The organism is Alteromonas sp. KUL106 (assembly GCF_009811415.1).
Lineage (GTDB): Bacteria > Pseudomonadota > Gammaproteobacteria > Enterobacterales > Alteromonadaceae > Alteromonas.
Genome location: NZ_BLIG01000008.1, coordinates 42,833 through 69,203, shown reverse-complemented (window position 1 = coordinate 69,203; position 26,371 = coordinate 42,833). Strand labels below are relative to the sequence as shown.

Below are 26,371 nucleotides of genomic sequence, written 5' to 3'. Positions count from 1 at the left end.
AGATTCAAAAGGGTGTATGTCACGTGGCGATTGCGGGGCTAGGAACTGACATTGTAGAGATTGCCCGTCTTGGGAAAGGGCATGGTGCGAATGAACGCTTGGCAAAGCGAATACTCACGCCTGCCGAATGGCAGCAGTTCAGCGAACACACTATGCCCATACGCTTTTTAGCCAAGCGTTTTGCCGCCAAGGAGGCGGCGGTAAAAGCCCTTGGTACCGGGATAGGAAACGGGATAAGTTGGCAGCATATAGAAGTACGCAATAACGACTTAGGTGCGCCAGAGCTCCATTTTTCGGGTGAGTTTGCCATGATGTGTCAGGCCCGTGGCATAACACGAAGCGTGGTAAGTATTTCCGATGAGCAGCATTATGCCGTTGCCACCGTTATACTGGAATCTACGTAGACGAACATCGTGGTCTTTCTCGCGAATTAAATAAGAATATACACACTCGCAATAGGCAGATGGGCCCCCCTTTGAGAAGGCTTGGGTATTGCTCTGATTGCGGATATAGGAATTTCTACCCACATCGAACCACGATAAGCAGGGAACCGGAGTCACACTTGGCAAACCTTTTTAAACAATCTCGTACTAAACAAAAAGGCAAAACGTCTCATACTCAGCGCAGTGCTCGAATAAAAGGGAATGCTGGTGCTAACGCACAGGTTGCCGGGCTGCGTTTTGGGAAAAGCAAAAAAACATCAGACAATGGTGAAAGCCAAAAATCTAGTACGGTTACCATCGAAGATTTAGATTGGATGGGACATGGCGTGGTGCGCGGTAATCCTATGGTGTTTGTTGAAGGCGCGCTTGTGGGGGAAACCTGCGATATAGAGGTGTTATCTAGCAAAAAGAAAGTCATTAACGCTAAAGCGACATACATCCACTCCGCGAGCGACGAAAGACAAGCACCGTTTTGCCCCGTGTTTAATGAATGTGGAGGGTGTCAGCTACAGCACATAAACCCTGATACTGCCCTAGAGCAACGAGACAACGCGCTCAAAGTAATGATGGAACGTCAACTGGCCATGAAGCCCAATGTTTGGCAAGCGCCTCTTGTTGGGCCTCGTCCTCAATATCGCAGGAAAGCTCGACTTGCCATCGACGCGCGTGACCCTGATCACATAAAGTTAGGATTTCGTGAGGCTAATAGCAGTAGAGTGGTTAATGTAGAGACATGCCCAATATTGGTCGACCCGCTATCTCACATTATCGGCCCTTTGCGAGATACGCTTACCGGGTTCGAGTCAGCCCGTCATATTGGGCATATTAGTCTGATTGCCGCTGATAATACCTCACATCTTGTTATTAAACACACCAAAGCCCTTGAATCTGAGCTTATTGATACGGTAGGCGCACTTGCAAAAGCGTGTGGTATTGAGTTGAAGCTTGAGAATAAACAAGGCCAAATTCGCAGTGTGGACTATGGCAGTGCTATGGTTATGCACACCGTAGAAGGCTGTTCAATATCGCCTAGTGCTAACGACTTTATTCAAATTAATAAAGTCGTTAACGAAAAAATGATCAACCAAGCATTACGCTGGCTAGATCCTCGCGCCAATGAGCGTATTGCCGATTGGTTTAGTGGGCTGGGTAACTTTACATTACCTATCGCTAAATCAGGAGCGCAGGTTCAAGCGGTTGAGGGCGTGGCTGAGATGGTGCGTCGCGCGCAAGAAAATGCACAGCAACAGGGCATTGATAACGTTGAATGGCTGCATCTAGACTTGGCCGATAAAGCTAACGTCGAGGCCTCTTTACAGCAAGGCTTTGATAAGATATTGCTTGACCCTTCAAGAGAAGGGGCATTGACAGTTTGTCATGCGCTTGTAAAAGCACTGCCAAAAACGATAGTGTATGTTTCTTGCAATCCAAGTACGTTTTCAAGAGATGCGAAAGTGCTCATTGATGGAGGTTATGAAATGGAAAAGGCGGGCATAGCAGAGATGTTTCCGTTCACTCATCACATGGAGATGATGGCCTTGTTTGTGCGCAAGCAGCAGTAACGAGTAAAGGATATGGTATCGACAAGAAAGGTCCACGAAGCCGACCGCCCACCCTTCGAAGCGTGGTTAGACAGTCTTGACCTAAATGCAGAAACAAAAGACAAGCTAAGTGCAGTGTCGTCCATTCCAGAGCGACTTTTGGTTGGTCAGGAAATGGTAGAGATTTTGTGTCAACTGAATATGGATGACGCAACGCTTCAGGCTGCTCTCGTTTTTCCTTATTGCGAACAGCACGCTTTAAGTGAAAACGATATTTATGAAGAATTTGGCAGTGAAATTCGCGACCTTGTTATTGGCGTGCGTCGAATGGATGCGATTAAATCCTTACATGCGCGTAAAGTCAGTGGCTCTGGTTTCGCTCAGAAGTCAGATGAACAGCACATAGACAGCATACGCCGGATGCTGCTTGCAATGGTAGAAGACGTGCGCGCCGTTGTTATTAAAATGGCCGAGCGTATTTGTGCATTACAACAGGTTAAGAAAGCCGATGAAGAAACACGGGTTATGGTGGCTCGTGAGTGCGCCAGTATCTATGCGCCATTGGCAAATCGCTTGGGCATTGGTCAATTAAAATGGGAACTTGAAGACCTCGCGTTTCGCTATTTACACCCTATTACCTATAAGCAAATAGCACAACAGCTTGATGGCAAGCGCCGAGAGCGCGCCGAGTACATTGAGACTATCGTGAACGATCTGCAAGGCTTACTTGATAGTGAGCACATTCGCGCTGACGTTTATGGGCGCCCCAAGCATATTTTCAGCATTTGGAAAAAAATGCAGAAAAAACGCCTCACGTTTGAGCAGCTTTTTGATATACGCGCGGTGCGAATTATCGCGGAGCGATTACAAGACTGCTACGCCGCGCTCGGTACGGTTCACGCCAGCTACAAGCACTTGCCAAACGAGTTCGACGATTACATCGCGACCCCTAAACCTAACGGTTACCAGTCTATTCACACGGTTATTGTGGGGCCTGAAGGGAAGTCGGTTGAGATTCAGATCCGCACACAAAAGATGCATCAGGATGCCGAACTCGGCGTGGCGGCACACTGGAAATATAAGGAAGGCAGCACGGGCAAACAGTCGGGCTATGACGAGCGCATAAACTGGCTTCGGCGCATACTTGCGTGGCAAGAAGAAGTGGCTGAATCTGGTGATATAGTTGAAGAGCTGCGTAGCCAGGTGTTCGACGATAGAGTCTACGTGTTTACTCCGAAAGGGGATGTTATTGACCTTCCTCAAGGTGCCACACCGCTTGATTTTGCCTATTACATTCACAGTAATGTGGGTCACCGCTGTATCGGCGCTAAAGTGAATGGGCGCATAGTACCGTTTACGTATTTACTGCAAAGTGGTGACCAGATAGAAGTACTCACCGGAAAAGAGCCTAACCCAAGCCGCGATTGGATGCATCCTGGCCTTGGCTATGTCCATTCTTCGCGGGCTCGCGCCACGATTCACTCTTTCTTCAAAAAGCAAGACAGAGACAAAAACCTAGCGGCCGGTAAAGAGCTTTTAGAGCGCGAACTCCAGCGCGCTCACTTGCCCGCCAAAGTACCTAATGAAGCGTATGAGAAGTTTAACTTACAAACCCTTGATGACTTGTACACTGCGGTAGGTGCTGGTGATGTGCGCGTTATGCAGGTGATCAACTTTATTCATCATTTGCAAGAACCGCCTGCGCCAGAGCCGGAAATTAGCCCTAAGGTCAAAACGCGTAAAACAGCGGCAGGCTCAGGTAAAAAAGATGCGGTGGTTGTACAAGGTGTGGGGCATCTAATGAGCCAGCTGGCGAACTGCTGTAAACCGGTGCCGGGCGAAGCTATTTTAGGGTATATCACGCAAGGCCGCGGTGTAAGCGTTCATAAAGAAAATTGCGATCAGCTTCAGCACTTGTTATCTCAGCATCCTGAGCGTCAGATAGAAGTGAATTGGTCAGAAGAGCTCAAAGTAGGGTTCGAAACAGCTATCGATATATTCTGTCACGATAGAACGGGCCTTTTACGGGATATCACTACGGTATTGGCGAATGAAAACGTACCGCTTTTGGGCGTGAACAGCCTAAGTGATAAAAACAGGCAAACGGCGCTCATTACTATATCGATAGAGGTTCAAGACCTCGATACGGTGTCAAAAGTGTTGACCCGATTGCGACAGCTCAAAGGCGTGACCGATGCAAAACGCAAACAAAGCTAGGCTTAGTGAAATGCAGCGGCTGCTTGACATCATGGCGCAGCTGCGCGACCCGCAATCTGGATGTCCGTGGGATGTGAAACAAACTATGGATAGCCTAACTCGCTATACCATAGAAGAGGCCTATGAAGTGGCTGATGCTATTGCCACTGGTGATATGCACGACATCAAAGACGAGTTGGGTGATTTGCTGTTTCAAGTGGTGTTCTACGCGCAGATAGCCAGTGAATCTAGCGCTTTTTCTTTTGACGATGTGGCGCAAAGCATTAGCGATAAGCTGGTGCGTCGTCACCCCCATGTGTTTGCTAATCCGCTTGCATCTGAAGGCGCTGGCGATACAAATGAAAACGTTACGGTCGAACGTACCCAATTGAACGACAGTGCTTTAAACGCGCAGTGGGAAGCCATCAAAGCCCAAGAAAAACAGCGTAAACAGCAGCGCTTAGAGCAACACGACGAAGCCGCAGAAACCAGTATTCTAGATAGTGTACCCAAAGGTATGCCGGCACTCATGTATGCGCAAAAACTGCAGAAAGCCTGTGCAAAGGTGGGTTTTGATTGGCCTGACTCGGCACCTGTTATCGACAAAGTGCTTGAGGAAGTGGAAGAAATTCAGCAAGAGCTGAATTTCAAGCAGCGCGCTCTCAAGGCTGTGGGAGCTGATGAAGCGCCTTCAAATGATGATTTGCCCGACAATCAGCAGGCTATCGAAGAAGAAATTGGCGATGCCCTTTTCGCCATGGTGAATTTAGCCAGGCATTGTAAAGTAGATGCTGATACTGCGCTTCGTAATGCCAGTAACAAGTTTGCTCACCGCTTTAAGGGTGTAGAACGCTTGGCGACTGAGCAGGGCCAGAAGCTCGAGGCATTGACCCTTGATGAAATGGAAGCGATGTGGCAGCAGGTTAAACAGTCGTCTAGTGCTAAGTGATTCGCCCGTCCCGCCAATAACTCACCAGTTATTTCGTGTACCGGATAACACGTGAAGCATTGATGCAATGCTTTAAGAACTTGGGTTAAGCCTACTAAATTAGACCTATGTAGATGGAAACTTTGTCATTTTGGCGTATGGTTAAAAGGTAGGTTTGATTTACGACAAGTCTGTTCAGATCCATTCTGTCTTAAATCTTGGTATAAAAAACACGTTGGAGAGGTGTTTAGTTGGTGTTGAGTCATAACACCTATCAAGGAGTTGGATAAAATTGGGCGTGATTATTTTATGAAAAATGTGCTGTTTTTATCGCTGGGATTGGTCTTAACGCTTTTAGGAATAATTGGCGCATTTTTGCCCGTCATGCCAACCACGGTCTTTTTGATAGGTGCACTTTTCTGTTTTACGAAATCCTCGCCACGTCTTGAGAACTGGCTCATACAGCATCCCAAATACGGCCCCAGCCTTGTTGCATGGCGCAAGCATGGCGCGATATCGAAAAAAGTTAAATGCATTGCCTGTTGCAGTATGCTTTTAAGTTTTATTTTAGTGTGTCTGTTAGCATCCATGCCTATTCCCGCTTACATCGGTATTGGCCTATTTATGGGAATAGGTGCGTACTTTGTGGTTACACGCCCAAACGCTCCGGTTATCTAGCTAATTTGGTCAGGCATAGGGGCTTCATCTTTGCTGGGCTTTCTTTCATTTAGCAAAAGCGTAAGGTTTGAATCCACCCCCTTTTTAAATCAGGTTTATCGATTTCTTCCTAATCGTTCATGACTGCTTACCCATTCATCGGCCACAACGGCAGAGCTAAGGGAAAGGTCGCCTGATAAAACCGTGGCAGCGACAATTTCAGCAAACTTATTTACGCTCCCTTTTTCTGTGCAGCCAAGTACACGTAGACACTCATTCTGGGTGGCTAACCCCGTCCCTCCGCCATAGGTGGCAACAATGAGTGAAGGAATGGTCACCGAGAAATAATAGTCGCCATTTGGCGTAATCTCGGCGTAGGTAAAACCAGCTGACGATTCAGCGACATTGGCAACATCTTGTCCGCAAGCAATAAACATTGCCGTTATACCGTTGGCAAAATGGGCACCATTATTCACGCTTCCAGCCATAAATGCGCCCATATTTGAATATTGGCGCTGCTTAAACAGGGCTTCTGGCGGGCAATGCATAATGTCTGTCATTAGCCGCTTAGGCAGGGTAACTTCTGCCACCACACGTTTACCGCGTGTGCGCAAAGAATTTAAGTGAGAGTGCTTTTTATCGGTATCAAGGTTTGCTGCAAGCACAAAATGGTCAATTGGGGCTGAATAATTCGCCTGAATCCACTCGCAGCCTGCTTTCGTTGCTTTGCTAACCATATTTTGGCCCGCTGCATCGCCGCAGGTGAAGTTAAATCTAAGCCAGCGCAGCTTAGAGGCAGCATACTGCTCAATATCTCTGAGCTTTCCAACGCTGGTGGTGCTATCACAGGCTTGTTTAATTGCATCGAAATTTTGCTCGACCCACTTCCCGAATGCCAAGGCCTCTCTTGCATTGGTAAAAGCGAACATGGGGGCGCGCTGCATGGCGTCGTCAATAACCGTGGTGGTTATACCGCCAGCCTCTCTTGTTAGGCGCATGCCCCTGCTGTAACTGGCGGTCAAGGTGCCTTCTGTGGTTGCCATGGGAACGTAAAATTCCCCCTTGGCATGCTCTCCGTTGACTAACATGGGGCCGGCAAATCCAATGGGGACTTGTGCGACACCGGTAAAATTTTCAATATTGCCCGACAGAGAGTCTGGCGGTATGGAGTAGTGCCCTAAGTGGTTTAGCGAAACGCCAGTTTCACGTGCTATAAAGTCGCGGCGCGACTGACTCATATCATGGGTGTAGTCGTTGTCTGAGGAACGTGGAATTTTTGGCATTAGGCCACTCCTTTTTTCTTCCATAATAGGAGGGCTAGCGGTAGATGAGAAGTGTATACAATTTATACATACCAATAACCTGAATCTATTTTAAATAATGCGGGAGGGCGTATACATCGCAGTAACGATAAGGAAGAAGCTGCACACCCAGTCTTCCTTATCTTGTCTTGTAAAGCGCGTTAGCTTTTACGTGCTATTTTCGCTTCCAGTAAAGCGACTTCCCTTTTGCGACCTAAGTCAGCAATAGGTCGATCGCTGCGGGCGGGGGCATTCTGCGCTTTCTTAGCGAATTTCAGTGCTTCGTCATATTTACCGTTATCGAATAAATACTCCGCGTAGAAATAGTTGGGATCTATTCCGTCAGGGTTTATTTCAAGCGCATGCTTTAGCAGCTTTTCTGCTTTTTTGTCATTACCGAAGCTGATGGGCCAACCAGGCAGCTTATGATACAAAACGCCCAAACTGGTCATGGCTGAACCAGAAAGGGCGTTTTCGTCCAATCGCATTGCTTGTTCAAAACTCTTACGAGCATCCTTTGCGTAGTCCAGAGCACCAAGGCCGCCCTTGGAACCGGCTGTACTGGATTGAATTATGCCTTGCCAAATCAATAACTCAGGGTTATTGGGTTCTGCCTTTACGAAAGATTTAGCGGTATTAATAAGGGCGACGAATGCTTTTTCCTTTTCTGCGTCATCAAGTTCATAGTTAATATGTGCCCACTGATGCTGAAGTGTCTTTAAAGGGCTGGTAGCCGTTTCGCTTAAGGCTGATGTCGGCGCTGTACTTTCTGTGACTTCGTTAGCTTGAGCCATAGCAGTGTGACTTAATGCCAGACCGAGTCCTAGAATTACCGTGGTGCTAAGCGTGGTTAATTTCTTCATAATAATGTCCTCGTGTTAAACCAGCTTGTTACCCAGACGGGTATCGTTTTGAGCGCTGGTCTGTTTGTCTTGTGATTGCGTTTTTTGAAAGGCATAGCGTTTAATTGTTGGAAGTTTCTTTGCCAACGCATTGTCAACAACACTGGGAACTAGCGCGTTAAGCTTGGCAAAAAAGCGTTCAGCACGTCCGAGCGCGACCCTTGGCAAATTGTTTTCTAACTGTTTAATGAATGCTTGTGCTACTGCATCAGGCTCGTCTGTCTGGTTGCCCAATGCCTCATTTAGCGCATTAGCGCGTTCGTCATTTATGTCGGTACGCGTTGCGCGTGGCGCTAGATAGTGAAATTTAATTTTGCTATCGCTGAATTCTCTGTGCATCGCTTCCGTCCAGCCTTTCAAAGCGAATTTAGTTGCGCAGTAGGTTCCGTGCGCAGCAAAACCTATGCTTCCAAAAGCAGAGCCTACATTCACGACGTGCGCAGACGGTCTACGTTCGAGTAACGGCAGTAGGCGTTGGGTTAGTAGCATCGGAGCCAGCATATTTGTCGACACAATTGACTCGATAGGAGTGCCCCCAAACTCGCCCACATAGGTAATGCCAGCATTGTTAACCAGAATACTTAAAGGAAGTCGTTGGCAGGCACTTACTACTCTATCTCTGCCTTCATCTGACGTAATGTCAGCCACAACGGCGGTATGATGAAGGGTTAAATTTTGTTGCAGCTGTTCGAGCTTTGCCTTACTTCTGCCAGTTAGGATAATGTGCGCGCCTTTTTCATCAAGCGCCTTGGCTATTGCTTGACCAATACCGCCAGTTGCACCTGTAAGAAGTACCACTTGATTACGCCACTGAATATTCATTGTATTTACCTTAACGTGTTAGCAGTTTACCTCGGGGGATAAGCACCAGAGGTAAACCCTTGAATTCAAGCAACCTGTTCCAAACCGTGTTCGGGTGTTAATTCGCGAAAGATATCTCCGTATAAGCGATAAAACATGTTCGCGCTGTGAATGATCATTTGCTGCTCTTTGGGGTCAGTAATTTTGTTCATAAGCCCTTCAAAGAAAACAATGTGCTCTTGGTCTAGCGCACCGTGAGAGGTAAGGTATTTAAACGCTGATTTAGGCAGTGATAACTTGTCTTTGATTTGTTTTGCAGCCGCGTCGGCAAGCGCAATACTTGTGCCCTCTAAAACGAATACCATGCCAAAAAAATAGAGTGGGCTTTTGCGCGCTATTGCATCAAAAGCATAGGCAACCATTAATTCGGTGGCGGGTGCAGGCTGACTTTTCCTTGCCTGTTCTTTATCAACGCCACAGGCTGCAAGGTCGTTAAGGATCCACTCTTGGTGACCCATTTCTTCTTCAATGTATTCACCAATTGCTTCTCTTAGCCATTCCTTATCTTCGTTGAGTTTGGCACCTGTAGCCATAAGCAGGGGAACAGTAAACTTAACGTGATGATAAGCCTGTTGAAGAAAGGCAATATAGTCGTTTAGGCTAAAATCACCGTTAAAGCAGCGTTGTATAATCGGCGCCTGTAAGAATGACTGTCTGGCATGTTCGGTGTTGCTTTGAAGTTGCTGATAGAAATTCATAAATTATTCCTTGATAACAAATTGAGAAGAAAATGCTGTTGTACTTTGAACGCTGTACTGGTGTTGGTCTTGGCCCTGGTAGAGCATGTCTAAGTCAGTCGCGTAGCGGGCAATTATTGCGTCACGCTTCAGTTTTCCCGTTGGGGTAAGCAGTTGGTTTTCTGGCGTACAAAGACCGATGGTGGCGAAATTAACAACTTGCGCATAGTCAGGTAACTGCTTATTGATAAGCGCCACGGTGCTTTGAACCTGTGTATTAGAAATAGTATTGGAAACGGGGACGAGGAGCGCGACACAGTAGGGTTTAGCTTCGCAATACACCAAAGCCTGCCTAAACAGTCCTGTTCCCAGCAATAAAGATTCAATCCACTCTGGCGATACATTTCTGCCAAAGCTGTTCACCATTATGTTTTTTATACGCCCATTCAGCGTAAGTGTGTTGTCAGAAAAAAAGCCTAAATCGCCGGTTCTGACCTGGGTCGGATAAAATGAGGAAGGTTGATTCAGATAGCCCAGAAAGTGGTTGCCTGTAACTACAATTTCACCCTCTTCAATGTGCAGTTGATTATGACCAAGCGTTTTTCCAGCACTGCCCATCGTATTGCAATTGGGCGTGTTCAATGTTGATACTGATACCGCTTCAGATAAGCCATAACCTTCAAATACTGGTAGTCCCTTCGCTTGAGCTTGCGCCAGCAAAGTGGGCGCTACATGTGCACCGCCAACAGCAATGAACATTAGTGATGAAGGTGGTGTCCAGCCCTGATTACATGCCTGTACTAGCACCATAAGTAAGTCGGGCACCAAGATCACAGACGTTGGTTGAACGCGGTCTATCAGTGACAGCAGAGCGTTTGGATTGACGAGTTTGCTTCCTTGAAATCCGCGCTCAGATGCCGTGGCTAAATAAACCGTGCCGCCGTGGTACAGAGGGGCGTAAACACCTGCAATATTTTCAAGTAGGGTAGACAATGGCAGTAAACACAGGTGGTTAACTATTTCTGGTTGAACAGCGCGCTCAATAGAATGGGCAACTTTCCATTGCGATTCAGTTGACAGGCACACGCCTTTCGGTGAGCCCGTAGAGCCTGAAGTAAAGGTTATTTTGTTAGTACCTACAGGTGTGTATACACGAGCGTCATGTTTGAGCGGATGAGCGACAATGTCGTTTTCGCTATCAATAACAGTCGGTGACTCACTCCATTCACTTAGTTCACCACCGCGATTGGTCAATAAAAAGTGACACTGGCTCTCATTTAATACATGTTCTTGTTGGGAAGTGCTAAAAAATAACGGAACGGGGACACAGCAGACGTCAGCCTGTTGGCAGGCTAAATCAGCAATCACCCATGCAAAACTATTGTCAAAGGCAATGCCCACCCTCTCGGCATTGTGGTTTGTTATCCAGCTTGCGAGGTTCTCGACGGCGCTCAAAAGGGCGCGGTAAGTCATTGAACCGTCTTTGCATTTCAGCGCAACGTCATCATCGTGCCCATTTATATACTGATTAAGCAACATACGCTGTTTCCTTTTTTGTGCAGATATTTTGCGTTAACGCATCCACATTTGCGGAAATAAGCTCAATTGCACGTTGGTAATGAGCATTAAGTTCAGGGCAGCCAATAATGTGTTGGGTTACGTGATTTAGCGACAGGGCAGTAACCTGAGGAGCGGTGTCATAATAGGTGCCCCAATCATCGCTATTCCCTTTAAGTTTTGACACATCGGCTTTAACAAGGGGGAGGAGTTGAATACCCGCGCCCATGAGTAAAGAGGTGAGCTGTGAGGTCGCACTGAAAACCAGATATTTGCTGCCACATCGTTTTAAAACGAAGAACAGGGCAAATAACAAGGGGAGGGTATAGCGCGATGCACTGCTAAAAAGGTTACCAACTTCAGCAATATGCGCTCTGTTTACGGTTATCCCTTGTAGGGTGAGGGCAGTTTCTACCGAAGTGTTAAGGTATTGCTCTATGAAAAGAGAATTATACTGACCATCATATGCGGCAAATCTTGCGCCTGCGGCGGCTTTAACTCCCTTAGCGTCAAGAGCAAACAGCATAGGCATAAAGGAAGTCACTCGTGCGTTGTAGCGAGCTTTAAAACCACTCGCTATAAACGCTTCAATACGGCGGCGGGCATTATGTCCATGTTTTGCCGCGATAAAGGTTATAGCGGGCTTTTCCTTTGAGACAATCGCAGGTTGCTGACTAGCAACCTGGGTTGGAACAGAAGCTAAAACGTGACTCATAAACATGCTCATTGGTTTTGCGATGTTATGAGTATTTACGCGAGACCTTAAGAGAACCTTAAGGGGGAAAAACTTTTATAAATGTCAGTCCAAAATGTTAAGAACGCCCAAGCTAATTAATCGCTTGAGCCGTCATAGCTATTAAAAACGGGGCCATTAGCCGGTAAATCACAGGTAGCGTTCGCTGCAGTGGCAGGAAGCAATAACCATTCGTCACGGTGGGCTACACCCATTGAGGTGGCTTGTGATAAGTCTACACATTGAAATTTGTAGTCACTTGGAACTAACAAAAAGCGTTGATGTATTGGCGGTCTAACCCGCCGGCCTGAAATATTTGTCTGCTCGCGGGAAGGCTCGGAAGTATCGGTCAACCAAGCCCACGCTGTACCGTTTTCTACTTCTTTCGGAGTATGGTAACCAAAATGAGACATTTTAAAGGGTAAATAAAGCAAATACTGTTCTTTAAAGCTGACTATCCCTACCTCGAAGGCAGTTGATTCCTTCGTCAACATATTGCTTATTTGGCTTTCTGCATTTTGAAGGACTATACGGGGAGTACGGTAGTCGTTTAGCAGCCATGCACCGAATGTGGAAGGAATTACAGTTAAAATGAAAAGCCATGCCAGTAATTGGCGGGCGAGTAATTCTCCATCCCCTGCGTTGCGCTTTTTATTGTAAACATAGTAGACAATATGAGTACAAAGCCCAGCGAAACCGATTACAAGTAATACAATGCTTAAACGAACAAGGGTTTCGCTGTCGCTGTCAAAGCGCGTCATCAGCTTAAAAGCGGTGGGCTCGTGAAAAAGCAGTGCTAAGCCAGCAATCAATAAAACGGCAGAGATTAACGAAGTCACTGCGCGCGCAAAAAGCACCAACCCTCTTGATACAGTCGAATTCGCAAGTACCAGACCTGCAACCATACTCAACGCAGGCAGTGCCGGTAAAACATAAACACCACGTTTACCTGGGCTGATACTAAAGAAAATGACAACCAATATTACCCATATCAACAAGGATGAGTAAGCGGGGTTGTGAGTAAGTACATTTTTTAACGACTTAGCTTTTGATACAAGTATGGCAATTGGAGTTATCCAAAATACAGGAATAACTTCAACAATATAGTAATACCAGGGCTCTATGTGGTGCCAGGCATTGGCATATCGCTCAGCCGTTTGTTTAAACAAAATGTTCGACAAGTATTGTTGTATTTGAGGCTCTTGTTTTATCAAACCAAGATAAAGCAGAGGTGCAAGCCACATCGCCACAACTGATAGCATGATTAAGGGGCCAAACAACATGCGCAATGACCACTTGCCGCGATGTGAGCCGTTGGTAAATGCGAAAAATGCAATGGGGATAAATAAAAGGACAGGTAAAAAGCCAACGCCTTTGGTTATGATCCCAAGCCCCATAAAGAACCATGCTGCAAAGTACCACCGCCAATTAACATGCACATAAAAGTGCTGAATGAGTCCGTAGACGCCAATCCAGATAAGGCAGGCGACAAGGGCATCTATTTGAGCGAATTTGGCTTGAATAAGAAACTGAGGGCTCAATAGAAGTACGAGCATACTCAACATTGCCGCTTTTTTATTGGCAAGTCTTAGCGATAGCTTGTAGGTTAACCCCAACGTGACAAGGCTTGCGATAGCGTTAGGCAGGAGCATAGCCACCTTCAGGCTACCCGTTATAAGGTAAAAGAAGGCAATACACCACATAAACACAGGGGGCTTGTCTGGATAAATTTCGCCACCGCGCATGGGCACAAGCCACTGTCCGCTGTTCACCATCTCTTTTGCGACTAAGGCAAATCGAGGCTCATCGGGGGGCCAAGCGTCTCTTAAACCCAGACCAACAAATATCAGAGCACAGGCAAAAAAGAACAGGGTAGATGCATGGCTATTTGAATTAAGCACAAGCCTCACGACGGCTCACTCCTACGAGCAATGCCTGATAAGGATAGAAGTAGAAGAAGGCTAATGATTAAGCCACCAATTTGTAAAGGCTGTTCGAGGGAGCTGACAAAGCGAGAACCGCTTCCAAGCAAGGTAAACAAAAAAGTTTGAGGCGCAAAGCCGATTGCACTTGCAACAATAAACGGGACAAACGGAACGCTTAGCACACCTGCGACGGCGTTTGTGATTAAGTTAGAGCCAACAGGGAATAAACGAACAATTAGCACATTGCGAAAACTTCGCTTGGCCAGTTTGTTTTCAACAGGCTTCAATTTTGTACCTAAAAGACGGACGGCAAGTGAGCGCAGAGGGCCATTTGCTAATGCATAGGCTATACATGCAGACAATACCGTTAGCAACAAAGCAATTAATCCTCCCTGCCATGCGCCAAAGCCCACTCCGCAAAAAAAACTGACAGCCTGACGGGGAAAACCCATGGTTAAAAGTACAACACAACCACTCAGTATCATGCACAGCGATTGCCAATTTAAATTTGAAATATAGGCATTCAACCAATCTGTATCATCACCGTGCTTCCATACTTCACCAGTGACCTCAAGCGACACATAGCAGACAAGCGCGATGCTTGCTGCCCCGATGAAAAACTGTATGACGCTTTTGAGGCGGCGAACATTAGTCTTCATGACCCATTCCGTTGGCAATGTGATTAAGCTTGCTTCTGTACATTAGCCATCTGACGCCAAGCATATCGATGATCCCTGCCCAGCCACGATTCCACGCTGTGTAATTTGATTTACCTTCTAAGCGCGCGCGATGATTGACCGATACACATACCACTTCTCCCCCAAGCCTTTTAGTTAAAGCGGGAATATATCGGTGCATATGGTCGAAGTAGGGCAAAAGTAAAAAGGTACTTCTTGGGAGGAGCTTCAAGCCACAGCCCGTGTCTGGTGTGTCGTCTTGTAGGACCCACTGGCGAACACGATTGGCAACTTTAGACTGAAATCGCTTCCACGAGGTATCTTTTCGCTTTTTACGATGTCCGATAACGCAGAAGTGCGCTGCATTAGTCTCTTTAGCTGCGCGAATAAGTCGCGGTATATCAGCAGGATCGTTTTGCCCATCAGCATCAAGGGTGATGATCCACTTTCCTTTTGCCTGTAAAACGCCGTGAAAAACCGAAGTGCTTTGACCGCAGCTCATAGGGTGGACGATGACACGACAACTTACCGGCAAGGTGCTTGAAAGGTTATGCAGCAAGGATAGGGAGTCGTCGCTGCTACCGTCATCAACAACAATAATTTCTGTTGTTGTACTTGGAACCACTTCTGCAATTTCTCGTAACAAAGCAGAAAGGTTTTTGGCTTCATTTTTAGCAGGTAAAACAACACTGACGTCAAACTGGTGCATAAGAATATTTGGTAAATCATCGAATGACGTGCACTTTATAAGTCGAACCTTAAGGGAAGCTTAAGTTGGGCGCTAAAGTACAAACTTGCATTAAAATTCGTATTCCAACGACATGCGAAGTGTGTGATCTTTACTGTCACCATTTAGTCCAGCAATGAAGCCCAGTTCCCATTTTAACTGTTTCTGTCGGTCAAAGCGTTTTATACCCATGAATGCTGGACCAACCCCGATAAAGTCCTCTGCTACATATACTTCCAATCCAGGTTGTACTTCAGGGATCCAGCGATACCTAAACTTGGCTTTAAATTCGCTTTCCCATTCATTTGCTACCGTTTCGCCCCATTCATAAACGAGACTGATGTTTGTAGTGAGGCTGAATTGGCCAAACTCTTTTTCAGTAAGTAAGCCAGCTTTCACTTCCCAGTCATCCGTATTATGCTTTTTTTCAAGTTCAAATAATGTGCCCCAGTCAGCCCAATATTGTCCTTGTTCGGTCATCATCCAGCGCAATTCTAATTCGTAACCCTCTACGCCAAAATCTTCGTTCTGGTCACGCGCTCCTACCACATAGGCCTCTAAAATTAAAAATTCGGAAAGAGCATGGCCGAATGAAAAACGCTGCATCAGCACGTTTCTATTGTCGTTTTGCCTTGACGTTAGGCGCCATTCAAACTCGCGTTCAAATGGCAGTACGTAGGGGTGATACACTCTATCTACGTTAAAGTTGTCTGCATGCGCGTGACCGGTGAGCAGTAATAAGAACGTGATAAAGGAGAAAAAAGCACGATTTAGCATGCGGCCTCCTTGAAAGAGATCGATCTTTGTCTTACGCAAAATAAGGCGATGACATTGGGAACGACCAACGCAATAAAAAAAACAATCATATAACTTAAAGAGGGGGTGGCTTCATAGCCAACAAGGGCGTTAAGCAAATGTCCATACTCGCTGTTGTCGCTAATAATTCCGCTGCTATCCCATAATTGCGTCGGTGAGGGAAATGTGTCGGTTTGTTCCAACAATAAAGCGATATTGGCAGCTTGTGCTGCAACAAACACGGAGATAAAGATATAGGTTGTTTTCAAATTGACAAAATGGGTGAGAAAAACGTTCAGTAAGATGGCAATGCTGATACTTATGCCCAGACCAATAGTAGTGCCTAACAGTAGCAACGTACTGTCGCTGCTTCTCGATAATTCTGAGATGAAATAGACTAAAAAATGTAAAGAATTTGGCAACCCAATTCCCAATACTAAAAAAGAGACGCCGACGCTAAACGCTATAGATCTTGCGGGAGGCAACAACGCAAGGCAGCACATGCCAAGCCACGCAATAAAAAACAATATCGATTTGAGAAGTTCGAACCCAGCACCCTCGTGAAATTCAGACACCACACCAAGCTTTGGATAAGCCAATGTAGCGATGAGTGCAAGCGCCAGCAAACGCCATAGAATAGTGACTGTGGAAACTCGCGGTAGGGCAAGAAGTACACTAAAGAGTAGAAAAATAGGTAAGGTATCGCGCAGAAAAAGAACGACAGTGTTTATCAGCATGTTAGTTAACCCCCTCGCTTTTGACGACGACTTTTCCTATAGCGCTATTGGGGTGAAATTCGCCAAAGAATGGGTACTCTCCAGGGGCTAATGGCCCAATAAATATAGTGCCTTTACTGTTTGCGAATATCACCTTCTCTCTATTTAAGGAAAAGCTATCTATTTCCTCGGGGGTATTGTCGAAGTTGATAAAGGTGAGTTTTATTTTTTGTCCCTCTGGAACAATGACTTCTTGTGGATAAAATAGATGTGACTTTATCTCAACCACAACCTCAGGTAACGCCCATGCACTTGGCATGTAGCAAGCAAAAAAACCAAAAAGTAAAGTCATGGGCGACCTAAAGTACGTGGTCATTTGAAAACTCCACTCGTACTTCTAAACCACCTAGTTTGCTTTCATGCAGCGTAAGCTCGGCACCATGCAAATCAACAATCTGAGCAACAATTGCCAAACCCAACCCGCTTCCAGTTGTAGGTTTACTGTTTGAGACTCGTTGAAATCGTTTTATAACGTCAGCACGTTGGTCAGCCGGAATGCCCGGGCCTGAATCGCATACACTTAACGACACACCGCCGCTATGTCGTTCCACATTAATAACAATTTGCGCCCCGTACGGGGAATAATTACTCGCATTGCTCACCAGATTTTGAAGCAGCGTGTACAACATAAACTGTGAGCTTTGCAGCCATGCATCTTCTCCCTCAAGTGCAATGTCTTGCCCTTTATCCTCTATTTTGCCATAGAGGTCGCTGATCACTTCTTGAGCCACATGATGAACATTAATCGGCTCTCGCTGCTCGATAAAGGTCTCAGGACTGGTCCGCGTTAATAAGAGGAATTGATTTACTGCATGGATCATCCTGTCGGTATCTGCCTTAAGGGTTTTAAGTGCTTGACCTTTTTCGCCCAATTCATTGGCAATGTTGTGAATGTTGATTTTCATTACGCTTAATGGCGTTCTCAACTCATGTGCAGCATTGGAGGCAAACTGTTGTTCACGTTCGAAAGCTGCACTGAGTCGTGTGAACATCGTATTTATGGTAGAAACCACAGGCGTAAGTTCACTTGGTTCTCTAGACAGCGCAATGGTGGAAAAGTCGTTGCCTTTTCGCTTTGCTAGCAATTTTGACAAATGCTTTAAGGGCGACAAGCCCCATGTGATACCGAAAAAAAGTATAAGAGCGAGCAAAGGAACACTTAATATGAAAGGCGTAATGGCGGCTACGGTGAGTGAATCGGTAAGGATAAAGCGATTACTTACCGGTTGAGCTACCATATACCAGGTCTCGGTTTCTTTCTTGTAGGTGGCTAGAACTCTCCACCGTGTGCCTAGCGCGTTCACTTCCGCAAAACCAGGTTTGAAAGGGGCGATGGGGGTAGAGAGTTGATCAGTAGAACTACTCACTAGCTCGCCTTTTTTCCAGATCTGAAAAAGCAGCGTTTGTTCGTTTTCTTGTGTATTACTGTCGAAGTAAGAAATAGCGTTAGAAAGGGCAAGTAATTCGTCGTCTAACAGTGTGCTTGAGATATCAAGGGTGGCCCGATAACCATGCAGCGCTGCGCTGAAAATAACCAAGACGAGCGCGCTGATTAATGTAAGGATGAGAAAACGGCGAATTGACGACAATTCATTCCCCTGATTTAGATATACAGTAACCCACACCGCGAATCGTTTTGATGAAATTGTCAGGCATTTTTTTACGTAAATGGCTGATATGCACTTCTATTGTGTTGCTTGCAACTTCTTCACCCCATTCATAAAGCTTGTTTTCAAGCTGAGTTTTACTCAATACCCGACCGGCATTTTCGATAAGTGCTTTCAGTAGCATGAGTTCTCGCCTTGGTAAATGAAGAGTCTCGTTATCAATTAAGAGCGTGTGATGGGCAGTATCAAGACTAACATTTCTAATGGTGATAACCGTTTGTGATGCAGTGCCGAGACGGCGCTCTAATACACGCAGTCTGGCTAATAGCTCGTCAATTTCAAAGGGTTTTGGTAAATAATCATCCGCCCCTGCATCAAGCCCAGAGATCTTATCAGACGTTTTATCCCGCGCAGTGAGTATTAATACGGGAAGCGACGTATTCTTTTTACGTATTGATTTAAGCACATTTAAGCCATCTGTGTCGGGTAGGCCTAAATCAAGAACCACAATGTCGGTTTGACCGATAATCAGGGTCGCAAGCGCATCTGCACCAGTATAGGTGCAGTCAACGGTATAATTAGCATTTCTCAGCGATAAGGCTAGCGCATCTGAAAGAGGCCTGTCGTCCTCAACAAGTAATATTCGCATTCAAAAAACTCGACAATCTCTTACCCGCAAAAGTGTACATCAGAATCCTTAAGAAAACCTTAAGAACACGGATGTCAGCAGAACAACTGTTGGTTTAATAGGGATAATTTCAGTTTTATTTTTGGGTAACATTCTTTGTTCTCCCTATAGTAAATGCCCGCACTGCGTTGAGCTGTGGCCTCGATGTTTTAATGGCCTATTAATAGGTAGGGGTGCTCACGAATTTTTAAGCAATTTTTCTATGACTAAATTTTATCCATATTTTTTATTCTTAGGGGTTCGCATTTATGTCAATTCCTGTATAATTCGCGCCCTGCCCAGTTACGCCCACCTTTGGGAAGGTGGAAGAATCAGCCGGCTCGAAGGGGTCTTTGTGTTGATTTTAAGGTGATTTCTGGTGTTCAGAAATCAGTAACGACGATATTATTCGGGTGAATTTGAAAAATGAAAACTTTTGTTGCTAAGCCAGAAACGGTACAACGTGACTGGTATGTGGTAGACGCCACAGACAAAACTCTAGGCCGTTTGGCTTCTGAAATCGCACTACGCCTTCGTGGCAAGCACAAGCCAGAGTACACACCTCACGTGGACACTGGTGATTACATCATCGTAATCAACGCTGAAAAAATTGCGGTAACAGGCCGTAAAGCGCAAGACAAAATGTACTATGCGCATTCTGGTTACCCAGGTGGTCTTAAAGAGACAAACTTTGAAAAACTAATTGCTCACAAGCCAGAAATGGTTCTTGAAAAAGCAGTTAAGGGCATGTTGCCAAAAGGCCCTCTAGGTCGCGCAATGTTCCGTAAAATGAAAGTTTACGCTGGTGGAGAACACTCTCACGCAGCACAGCAACCACAAGTTTTGGACATTTAAGGAGCTATTAACATGGCAGATACTCAATACTACGGCACAGGCCGCCGCAAAAGTTCTACTGCTCGTGTGTTCCTACGTCCAGGCACAGGTAGCATTAAAGTAAACCAACGCGCTCTTGACGAGTACTTTGGTCGCGAAACAGAGTGCATGGTTGTTCGTCAGCCACTTGAACTTGTTGAGATGACTGAAAAGTTTGACGTTTACGTCACTGTAAAAGGTGGTGGTTCTAACGGTCAAGCGGGCGCAATCCGTCACGGTCTTACTCGTGCTCTTATGGAGTATGATGAAGCACTACGTCCAGCTCTTCGTAAAGCTGGCTTCGTTACTCGTGACGCACGTCGCGTTGAACGTAAGAAAGTGGGTCTTCACAAAGCGCGTAAGCGTCCACAATTCTCAAAGCGTTAATTTTCACGCTTTTTGTTTTGCAAAAACCCGGCTTATGCCGGGTTTTTTATTTCTACATCCAAAGGTATTTTTATAACAAAGGTTTAATTTCCACAGCCTATCCTATCAAATATCCTTCAAAACCTTGATTTTAGCGATTTACCTCGCTAAACCTAAACACACCTTTTGAATTAAATTATCGCTTAAATATCAGTAAAACCTTGTGTTTATAAGGGCTTTTCTTTTATCATTTGCGGTCGAAAATTTTGAAAACTTTCGTGACTTCGTAAACCAGCAAAATTTTGCTGTAGCGTCGCTATCATGACAAGCCATATGATGCATGACTCAAGCGTGATAAAACCAGTATAAGCTTGGGTTACACATCATAATTATCCAAACCTGGAGAAATGTGGATGAGCAATGTATCTGTAGATGCAACAGAGTCTGCACACAATGAAAACCAGCCAGAAAACAACACTCGTCGTCGGTTTTTGACCGTTGCCACGTCGGTCGTTGGTGGTGTAGGTGTCGTTGGTGCTGCTGTGCCTTTTATTGCGTCCTGGAATCCTAGTGCCAAAGCGAAAGCCGCTGGTGCTGACGTTGAAGTAGATATCAGCGGGATTGAGCCTGGACAGTTAGTACGTGTGATGTGGCGAAGCAAGCCGGTATGGATTGTTCGTCGTACGCCAGAAATTCTTGAAGAATTGGGTGCACACGAAGATAAGCTGAAAGATCCTAACTCTGAAGCTGAGCAGCAACCAACTTTTGCTCAAAACCGTTTTCGTTCAATGAAAGAAGAGTACCTGATCCTAGTAGGTATTTGTACACACTTAGGTTGCTCTCCACAGCATCTTAAAGATGGTGCATTTGAAGAGTATGTTGAGGGTGTTCCTGACGGTTTCTTCTGCCCATGCCACGGTTCTAAGTTTGATATGGCGGGACGTGTATTCCAAAACGTGCCGGCACCTTTAAACCTAGTCGTGCCGCCTTATCAGTTCGTTGATGATACAAACATCATCATTGGTTCAGAAGCGGAGGCTTAATTATTATGAACGCTTTTCTAGGTTGGATTGAAGACCGCATCCCATTGATGCGCGTTGCAAATATGCACGCTATTCAATACCCAGCGCCGAAGAACATGAACTTTTGGTACGTGTTCGGATTCCTCGCTACCATTGTTTTGGTTAACCAGATTGTTACTGGCATCTGGCTTACCATGAACTTTGTTCCATCAGCAGAAGGCGCATTTGCTTCTGTTGAGTACATCATGCGCGAAATCGACTACGGTTGGATTATTCGCTACATGCACAGCACAGGCGCATCGGCATTCTTTATTGTCGTATATATGCACATGTTCCGCGGCATGATTTACGGTTCATATCAAAAGCCACGTGAGCTTCTTTGGGTGTTTGGTATGTTCATTTACCTTGCACTTATGGCTGAAGCTTTCATGGGTTACGTACTACCTTGGGGACAAATGTCTTACTGGGGTGCACAGGTAATCGTATCGCTATTTGGTGCCATTCCTGTTGTTGGACCTGACCTTGTTGTTTGGTTACAGGGTGACTACGTTATTTCTGGTGCTACGCTTAATCGCTTCTTCGCTCTACACGTTATTGCGTTGCCGTTGGTTATTGTTATTCTTGTGTTTCTTCATATCATTGCGCTTCACGAAGTGGGTTCTAACAACCCTGACGGTATCGCTATCAAGCACAAGAAGGGTTCACTGCCTGAGTCTGAAAAGACGAAATATGAAATCCACGAGTACTACACAAGCAAGTACGATATCGCTGACGATGTATTGCCGTTCTTCCCGCACATTGTGTTGAAAGATCTTGTGGCGTTCTGTGTATTCCTAGCGCTGTTCACCTATGTGTTGTTCTTTGCGCCAGAAATGGGCGGTAAGTTCCTAGAGCACCCTAACTTTGAAATTGCTAACCCGCTTAAGACACCTGAGCATATCTTCCCAGTGTGGTACTTCACGCCGTTCTATGCAATTTTGAAAGCGGTACCTGACAAACTATTCGGTGTACTAGCAATGTTTGGTGCGATTGCTGCGCTATTTGCGCTACCTTGGGTTGACCGTGGTCGCGTTAAGTCATGGCGCTATCGTTGTGGTCTGCACAAAGTGAACCTTATCGTGTTTGCCATTGTGTTTATTTTCCTAGGCTACTTAGGTGGTACTCCGCAAGAAAACTGGAAAATTGTTGCGTCGCAAGTTGCGACCATCATGTACTTCGGTTTCTTCATTGCACTGTTCTTGTACAGCAAAAATGAAAACACTAAACCTGTGCCAGAGAGGATTTCTAAATGAAAAAAATGATGTGCTTTTTAGCCTTCTTCCTACCTGGCGTAGCGCTTGCGGCAGGCGGGAACGTACACCTAGATAAAGCGCCTATCGATTTAACCGATAAGGCGTCTTTACAGCGCGGTGCACAATTATTCATGAACTACTGTTTAGGCTGTCACTCAATGAAGTATCAGCGCTATCAGCGTTCATTCCAAGACTTGGGTATTCCTGATGAACTTGGACAAGAGTACCTGCAGTTCACGGGTGATAAGGTTTCTGACTATATCACGCGTGCAATGCCTGAAGAGGCTGCTGCTACATGGTTTGGTGCTGCGCCACCAGACCTTACGCTTGTCGCGCGTGTTCGTGGTGAAGATTGGATTTACACTTACCTTCGCTCTTTCTATGTAGACGAGAGCCGTCCGTTTGGTGTAAACAACACAGTGTTCCCAGAAGTGGGTATGCCACACGTACTTCAACCACTTCAAGGTACGCCAACGCGCACCTATGAAGAGCAAATGGTTGATGGTGAAATGGTTAAACGTTATGTAGGTATCAAGTCAGACGGTACTGGCGCTATGTCTCCAGACGAGTACGACCAAGCGGTTGCTGACATTGTGAACTTCCTTGAGTACACAGGTGAGCCTTCAAAACTTGAATCTTACAAGATTGGAAAGTGGGTACTTATTTTTATCGCAGTATTGTTCGTATTTGTTTACTTACTGAAGAAAGAATACTGGCGAGAAGTGCACTAATCGCGCAGATTTATGTATAATATGAAAAGGGGGCGTCTCGCCCCCTTTTTTGGTATTTATTCGTGCTACCTGAAAGCGTCTAAGACAAGCGCTTTCAGGTAGCACGAATTAACGTAATAAGCTTACCGTTTGTAAGCATAAACTTGTTTCTCGACGGAGGAAATTGAATGGCCGTAGCCGCGAATAAACGTTCTATTATGACGTTGTTCTCTGACACAATTGATATTTACAGCCACCAGGCACGTATTGTGTTGGCAGAAAAAGGTGTGGGTGTTGAAATCAGCTTCACAGATCCTAGCAACCTGTCTGAAGATCTGTTGGAGCTTAACCCTTACGGTACTGTTCCAACTCTTGTTGATCGCGAGCTTGTACTTTACAAGTCGCACATCATCATGGAATACCTTGATGAGCGTTTCCCTCATCCACCACTTATGCCGGTTTACCCAGTTTCACGTGGACAAAGCCGTCTTATGATGCATCGCATTGAGCAAGACTGGTACTCGCTAGCAGCCCGAATTTTCCGCGGTGAAGGCGATGTAGAAGCAGCGCGTAATGAACTTCGTGAAGCGCTGTTATCGTTAGCGCCGGTATTTGGAGAAATGCCTTACTTCATGAGCGAAGAGTTCAGCTTAGTTGATTGCTACCTTGCTCCGCTATTGTGGCGTTTACCTGCACTAGGTATCGAGTTGAATGGTGCGGGCAGCAAAGAAATTAACGCGTATATGAACCGCATATTCTCGCGTAGCTCATTTAAAGCGTCTTTGACTGACCAAGAGCGTGAGATCCACAACCCGCTATGACATCTATGACGTCAAACCAGCCCTATTTGCTTAGGGCTTTCTATGAGTGGATTGTTGATAACGATTTAACGCCGTACATTGTGGTAGATGCAACCAACGAGTTGGTGGAAGTGCCGCAGGAATTCGTTAAAGACGGCCAGATCGTCTTAAACGTATCACCTAGTGCGTGTGTTAATTTTTCTCTCGATGTGGAAGGGCTGTCATTTCAAGCTCGATTTGGTGGGCAACCACGCCGTTTAAGCATGCCCAGCGAAGCGGTAATGGCGATATATGCTCGTGAGAATGGTGCAGGTACGGTATTTGCCACTGAAGAAGACATCGCCCGTGCGCAGCAAGAGCGCGCTGAAACATCTGAAGATGCATCTCAACCTAGCGGCCCAACATCACTTGAAGATGCTGATGCAAGCGACGTAAGAGATGCGCCAGTACCACCTAAAAAGGGTAAACCTACTCTGAAGGTGATCAAATAAATCGATGTAGCCTGGTTTCAATATTATGTTGAAGCCAGCTCATTGCATCGTTACTTTTCTGTTTCGCAATGTCTATCTATAGAAAAGCACCCATAGCACGTAGTGCGAGGGTGCCCTTGTCATACACAAATGTCATAATCTGCTAAGCAAACTAATGACACTTAGCGTGTTCGTGTGATCACAACTCTGCTTGTCGGAAAATCAAAACGATGCCCTTCAGCTAATACCGAAGTCGTTAAACCTTCACGGCTGGGATCGGTTGCATTAGCGTTGGTTGTAACACCTGTATGCAAACGCACAACATCCGCTAAATCGTCTCTTACTGGATCATAACCCGCGGCCTCTCCGCCGCCACCTGCTGCCCCCGCTGCTGGCCCAGGCATGGTTGCTGCGGTTTCAGTATTTGCCTCTGTTCCAGCATCCCATGTTACTGTCATAAAGGTTTTAACGTCACCCACCGACATATTGCTAACATCGGCTGCATTTAGCCCTGTGAAGGCATCGTTGGTGTTTACCAGCATTGTGGTTACTGTTAAACGTAAATCGTCAGCATCGAGTTCAGGAACCACTAAGGTGAACATGTCACTGCTCGTTTTAGGTCCTAAAATTCCACCCGAGTTCAGCGCATCCAAGAAGTCGGTAGAGTCCATAGCCTCTTCAATAACCATAGCTGGGTTGCCGCCTTCGGCCATGACTTCTATGCCCATGCTCGCCGCTTCGCCCTCTGCAAAAGCGTGGTAGCCTGATTCATGAAGAATTATGGCTGCTGGGGCAAACGGCTGTGCATAGGTAAGGTTGGTAATTTGGACGGTATATACTGCGGAATTACCGTTAACACCGTCTTGGCCATCTGCGCCGTCTTGTCCATCTGTGCCATCGACACCCGCTTCGCCTTGCGGACCAGCAGGCCCTTGGGGTCCTGTATCGCCATCATCGCCACACGCACTGACTAGCGCAGAGAGGATTAGCAGCGTACTGAGTTTTACAATTGGATTTTTCATTCTAACGCTCCTTACGACGCAGGAACCGTAATAACAACACGTGCAACAGGGTTCAACCAGCGGTGTACCGTTGAATCAAGGTCGCTAGCGCCGCCAGCGTTATCAGTATCACCTAGCGCGTTTCTGTGAATATGAACCGGGCCGTCTTCACCATCTTCAACTTCCCCGTTAACAACTTGTGCACCTACACCTGTACCACCGGTACCCAAATCAACGATGCGAGTTGGGGCACCACCACCTGCTACTCCAGGTAGACCATAGCCACCTAATGCGTTTCCTGTACCCGCTTCAACTACATCAGTGCGTGCACTATTTAACTCATCATTTAACTCTGTACCTGCATCATAGGCATTAAGATAATAAGTATAAGTGCCAGGCTCTGTGGGGATTTCTATACTGTCCATACCAACAAATGCATCGTTAGTTGGGATCAACATCGCCAATAACGAAAGGTATGGCTTGTCCATAGTATCGAATGGATAGCTAAGTGTCGCACTAGGCGCAAGAAGACCACCAAAACGGTGCCATGTATTAGAGCCATTATCCGTGTCTACAGGGCCAAGAAGCGCTTCAAAGTTAGCGCCACTTGAATCTGCATTTTGTTCATCGTCGATAACGCCGGCCTCTGCAAGCCAAGCTAATGCAGTTGATGCAGGCTGACCCACTTCAAACGCATCTACCGTGTCGTCATGGGCAATAACCAGACGAGGGGTAAAACTTTGTGCCTGCGTTAAATTGGTAATTTCAACATCGACAGTCACTGCGTGGCTGAATGAAGCCGAGGCTAACGATAGCAGGGTAGCGCTAGCAAGTTTGGTGAATTTCATTTTTTTGTCCTTGTTTTGA

At 46.0% G+C, this 26,371-nt stretch carries 28 protein-coding genes; 12 read left to right on the top strand and 16 right to left on the bottom strand.

Annotated elements, in window-relative coordinates; genetic code table 11:
- Positions 1-23: 23 nt before the first annotated feature.
- The 5 genes from acpS to GVO63_RS03575 all read left to right on the top strand — a co-directional run bounded on the left by acpS (position 24) and on the right by GVO63_RS03575 (position 5,786).
- Entirely contained in the window at positions 24-404 is a 381-nt protein-coding gene (gene acpS / locus GVO63_RS03595) for a holo-ACP synthase (protein WP_159578149.1), read from the top strand.
- Between the two features lie 158 nt (positions 405-562).
- Entirely contained in the window at positions 563-2,005 is a 1,443-nt protein-coding gene (gene rlmD / locus GVO63_RS03590; RefSeq protein WP_159578148.1) for a 23S rRNA (uracil(1939)-C(5))-methyltransferase RlmD, read from the top strand.
- A gap of 12 nt (positions 2,006-2,017) precedes the next feature.
- Entirely contained in the window at positions 2,018-4,201 is a 2,184-nt protein-coding gene (gene relA, locus GVO63_RS03585; protein ID WP_159578147.1) for a GTP diphosphokinase, read from the top strand.
- The gene (gene mazG, locus GVO63_RS03580) at positions 4,179-5,129 is read left to right on the top strand and encodes a nucleoside triphosphate pyrophosphohydrolase (RefSeq protein WP_159578146.1); all 951 of its coding nucleotides are present in this window, start codon (positions 4,179-4,181) and stop codon (positions 5,127-5,129) included. The genes relA and mazG overlap by 23 nt, the downstream gene beginning before the upstream one ends.
- 288 nt (positions 5,130-5,417) lie before the next feature.
- The gene (locus GVO63_RS03575) at positions 5,418-5,786 is read left to right on the top strand and encodes a YbaN family protein (RefSeq protein WP_159490507.1); all 369 of its coding nucleotides are present in this window, start codon (positions 5,418-5,420) and stop codon (positions 5,784-5,786) included.
- 95 nt (positions 5,787-5,881) lie between these two features.
- Here the strand turns inward: GVO63_RS03575 and GVO63_RS03570 are convergent, their stop codons facing one another.
- From GVO63_RS03570 to GVO63_RS03505, 14 genes are all read right to left on the bottom strand, one after another.
- On the bottom strand, positions 5,882-7,048 hold the full coding sequence (locus GVO63_RS03570) for a hydroxymethylglutaryl-CoA reductase (protein WP_159490436.1): 1,167 nt from the start codon (positions 7,046-7,048) through the stop codon (positions 5,882-5,884).
- Positions 7,049-7,227: 179 nt separating this feature from the next.
- Positions 7,228-7,929, bottom strand: coding sequence for a tetratricopeptide repeat protein (locus GVO63_RS03565; protein WP_159578145.1), 702 nt, complete (start codon positions 7,927-7,929; stop codon positions 7,228-7,230).
- Between the two features lie 15 nt (positions 7,930-7,944).
- Entirely contained in the window at positions 7,945-8,790 is an 846-nt protein-coding gene (locus tag GVO63_RS03560) for an SDR family oxidoreductase (RefSeq protein WP_159578144.1), read from the bottom strand.
- A 65-nt stretch (positions 8,791-8,855) separates the two neighbouring features.
- Entirely contained in the window at positions 8,856-9,527 is a 672-nt protein-coding gene (locus GVO63_RS03555; RefSeq protein WP_159578143.1) for a TenA family transcriptional regulator, read from the bottom strand.
- Between the two features lie 3 nt (positions 9,528-9,530).
- Positions 9,531-11,045 (bottom strand): AMP-binding protein, encoded by a 1,515-nt coding sequence (locus GVO63_RS03550; RefSeq protein ID WP_159578142.1) that lies wholly within the window; start codon positions 11,043-11,045, stop codon positions 9,531-9,533.
- Positions 11,035-11,778, bottom strand: a complete 744-nt coding sequence (locus tag GVO63_RS03545) for a thermostable hemolysin (RefSeq protein WP_159578141.1) — start codon at positions 11,776-11,778, stop codon at positions 11,035-11,037. Before GVO63_RS03545 ends, GVO63_RS03550 begins: the two co-directional genes overlap by 11 nt.
- Before the next feature lie 116 nt (positions 11,779-11,894).
- On the bottom strand, positions 11,895-13,706 hold the full coding sequence (locus tag GVO63_RS03540) for a glycosyltransferase family 39 protein (RefSeq protein ID WP_159578140.1): 1,812 nt from the start codon (positions 13,704-13,706) through the stop codon (positions 11,895-11,897).
- Positions 13,703-14,380: a TVP38/TMEM64 family protein gene (locus GVO63_RS03535; protein WP_159578139.1), complete on the bottom strand. Its 678-nt coding sequence runs from the start codon at positions 14,378-14,380 to the stop codon at positions 13,703-13,705. The genes GVO63_RS03540 and GVO63_RS03535 overlap by 4 nt, the downstream gene beginning before the upstream one ends.
- Positions 14,370-15,107 (bottom strand): glycosyltransferase family 2 protein, encoded by a 738-nt coding sequence (locus GVO63_RS03530; RefSeq protein WP_159578138.1) that lies wholly within the window; start codon positions 15,105-15,107, stop codon positions 14,370-14,372. Before GVO63_RS03530 ends, GVO63_RS03535 begins: the two co-directional genes overlap by 11 nt.
- 90 nt (positions 15,108-15,197) lie before the next feature.
- Complete coding sequence (locus GVO63_RS03525) at positions 15,198-15,902, bottom strand: hypothetical protein (protein ID WP_159578137.1); 705 nt, start codon at positions 15,900-15,902, stop codon at positions 15,198-15,200.
- The gene (locus GVO63_RS03520; protein WP_159578136.1) at positions 15,896-16,657 is read right to left on the bottom strand and encodes an FTR1 family iron permease; all 762 of its coding nucleotides are present in this window, start codon (positions 16,655-16,657) and stop codon (positions 15,896-15,898) included. Before GVO63_RS03520 ends, GVO63_RS03525 begins: the two co-directional genes overlap by 7 nt.
- A 1-nt stretch (position 16,658) precedes the next feature.
- Positions 16,659-17,012 (bottom strand): cupredoxin domain-containing protein, encoded by a 354-nt coding sequence (locus tag GVO63_RS03515; protein ID WP_159490446.1) that lies wholly within the window; start codon positions 17,010-17,012, stop codon positions 16,659-16,661.
- Complete coding sequence (locus GVO63_RS03510) at positions 16,996-18,285, bottom strand: HAMP domain-containing sensor histidine kinase (protein WP_159578135.1); 1,290 nt, start codon at positions 18,283-18,285, stop codon at positions 16,996-16,998. The genes GVO63_RS03515 and GVO63_RS03510 overlap by 17 nt, the downstream gene beginning before the upstream one ends.
- 1 nt (position 18,286) lies before the next feature.
- Positions 18,287-18,952, bottom strand: a complete 666-nt coding sequence (locus GVO63_RS03505; RefSeq protein WP_159490448.1) for a response regulator transcription factor — start codon at positions 18,950-18,952, stop codon at positions 18,287-18,289.
- A 444-nt stretch (positions 18,953-19,396) separates the two neighbouring features.
- On the opposite strand from GVO63_RS03505, the gene rplM reads away from it, so the two are divergent.
- The 7 genes from rplM (at position 19,397) to GVO63_RS03470 (ending at position 24,524) form a co-directional block, all read left to right on the top strand.
- The gene (rplM, locus tag GVO63_RS03500) at positions 19,397-19,825 is read left to right on the top strand and encodes a 50S ribosomal protein L13 (RefSeq protein ID WP_159490449.1); all 429 of its coding nucleotides are present in this window, start codon (positions 19,397-19,399) and stop codon (positions 19,823-19,825) included.
- Between the two features lie 12 nt (positions 19,826-19,837).
- Positions 19,838-20,230: a 30S ribosomal protein S9 gene (gene rpsI, locus GVO63_RS03495; protein ID WP_025256473.1), complete on the top strand. Its 393-nt coding sequence runs from the start codon at positions 19,838-19,840 to the stop codon at positions 20,228-20,230.
- A gap of 392 nt (positions 20,231-20,622) precedes the next feature.
- On the top strand, positions 20,623-21,252 hold the full coding sequence (gene petA, locus GVO63_RS03490; protein WP_105930682.1) for a ubiquinol-cytochrome c reductase iron-sulfur subunit: 630 nt from the start codon (positions 20,623-20,625) through the stop codon (positions 21,250-21,252).
- A 5-nt stretch (positions 21,253-21,257) separates the two neighbouring features.
- Positions 21,258-22,523 (top strand): cytochrome bc complex cytochrome b subunit, encoded by a 1,266-nt coding sequence (locus GVO63_RS03485; RefSeq protein ID WP_159490450.1) that lies wholly within the window; start codon positions 21,258-21,260, stop codon positions 22,521-22,523.
- Entirely contained in the window at positions 22,520-23,254 is a 735-nt protein-coding gene (locus tag GVO63_RS03480) for a cytochrome c1 (protein ID WP_159578134.1), read from the top strand. Before GVO63_RS03485 ends, GVO63_RS03480 begins: the two co-directional genes overlap by 4 nt.
- A gap of 167 nt (positions 23,255-23,421) precedes the next feature.
- The gene (sspA, locus tag GVO63_RS03475; RefSeq protein ID WP_159118410.1) at positions 23,422-24,054 is read left to right on the top strand and encodes a stringent starvation protein SspA; all 633 of its coding nucleotides are present in this window, start codon (positions 23,422-23,424) and stop codon (positions 24,052-24,054) included.
- Positions 24,051-24,524 carry a ClpXP protease specificity-enhancing factor gene (locus tag GVO63_RS03470; protein ID WP_159490452.1) on the top strand — a complete coding sequence of 158 codons (474 nt, stop codon included), beginning with the start codon at positions 24,051-24,053 and terminating at the stop codon, positions 24,522-24,524. The genes sspA and GVO63_RS03470 overlap by 4 nt, the downstream gene beginning before the upstream one ends.
- A gap of 161 nt (positions 24,525-24,685) precedes the next feature.
- Here the strand turns inward: GVO63_RS03470 and GVO63_RS03465 are convergent, their stop codons facing one another.
- Together GVO63_RS03465 and GVO63_RS03460 are read right to left on the bottom strand one after the other, a co-directional pair.
- A complete protein-coding gene (locus tag GVO63_RS03465) occupies positions 24,686-25,525 on the bottom strand; it encodes a spondin domain-containing protein (RefSeq protein WP_159578133.1) in 840 nt (279 codons plus the stop codon).
- An 11-nt stretch (positions 25,526-25,536) separates the two neighbouring features.
- Complete coding sequence (locus tag GVO63_RS03460) at positions 25,537-26,352, bottom strand: spondin domain-containing protein (protein WP_159578132.1); 816 nt, start codon at positions 26,350-26,352, stop codon at positions 25,537-25,539.
- Between the last annotated feature and the right edge of the window lie 19 nt (positions 26,353-26,371).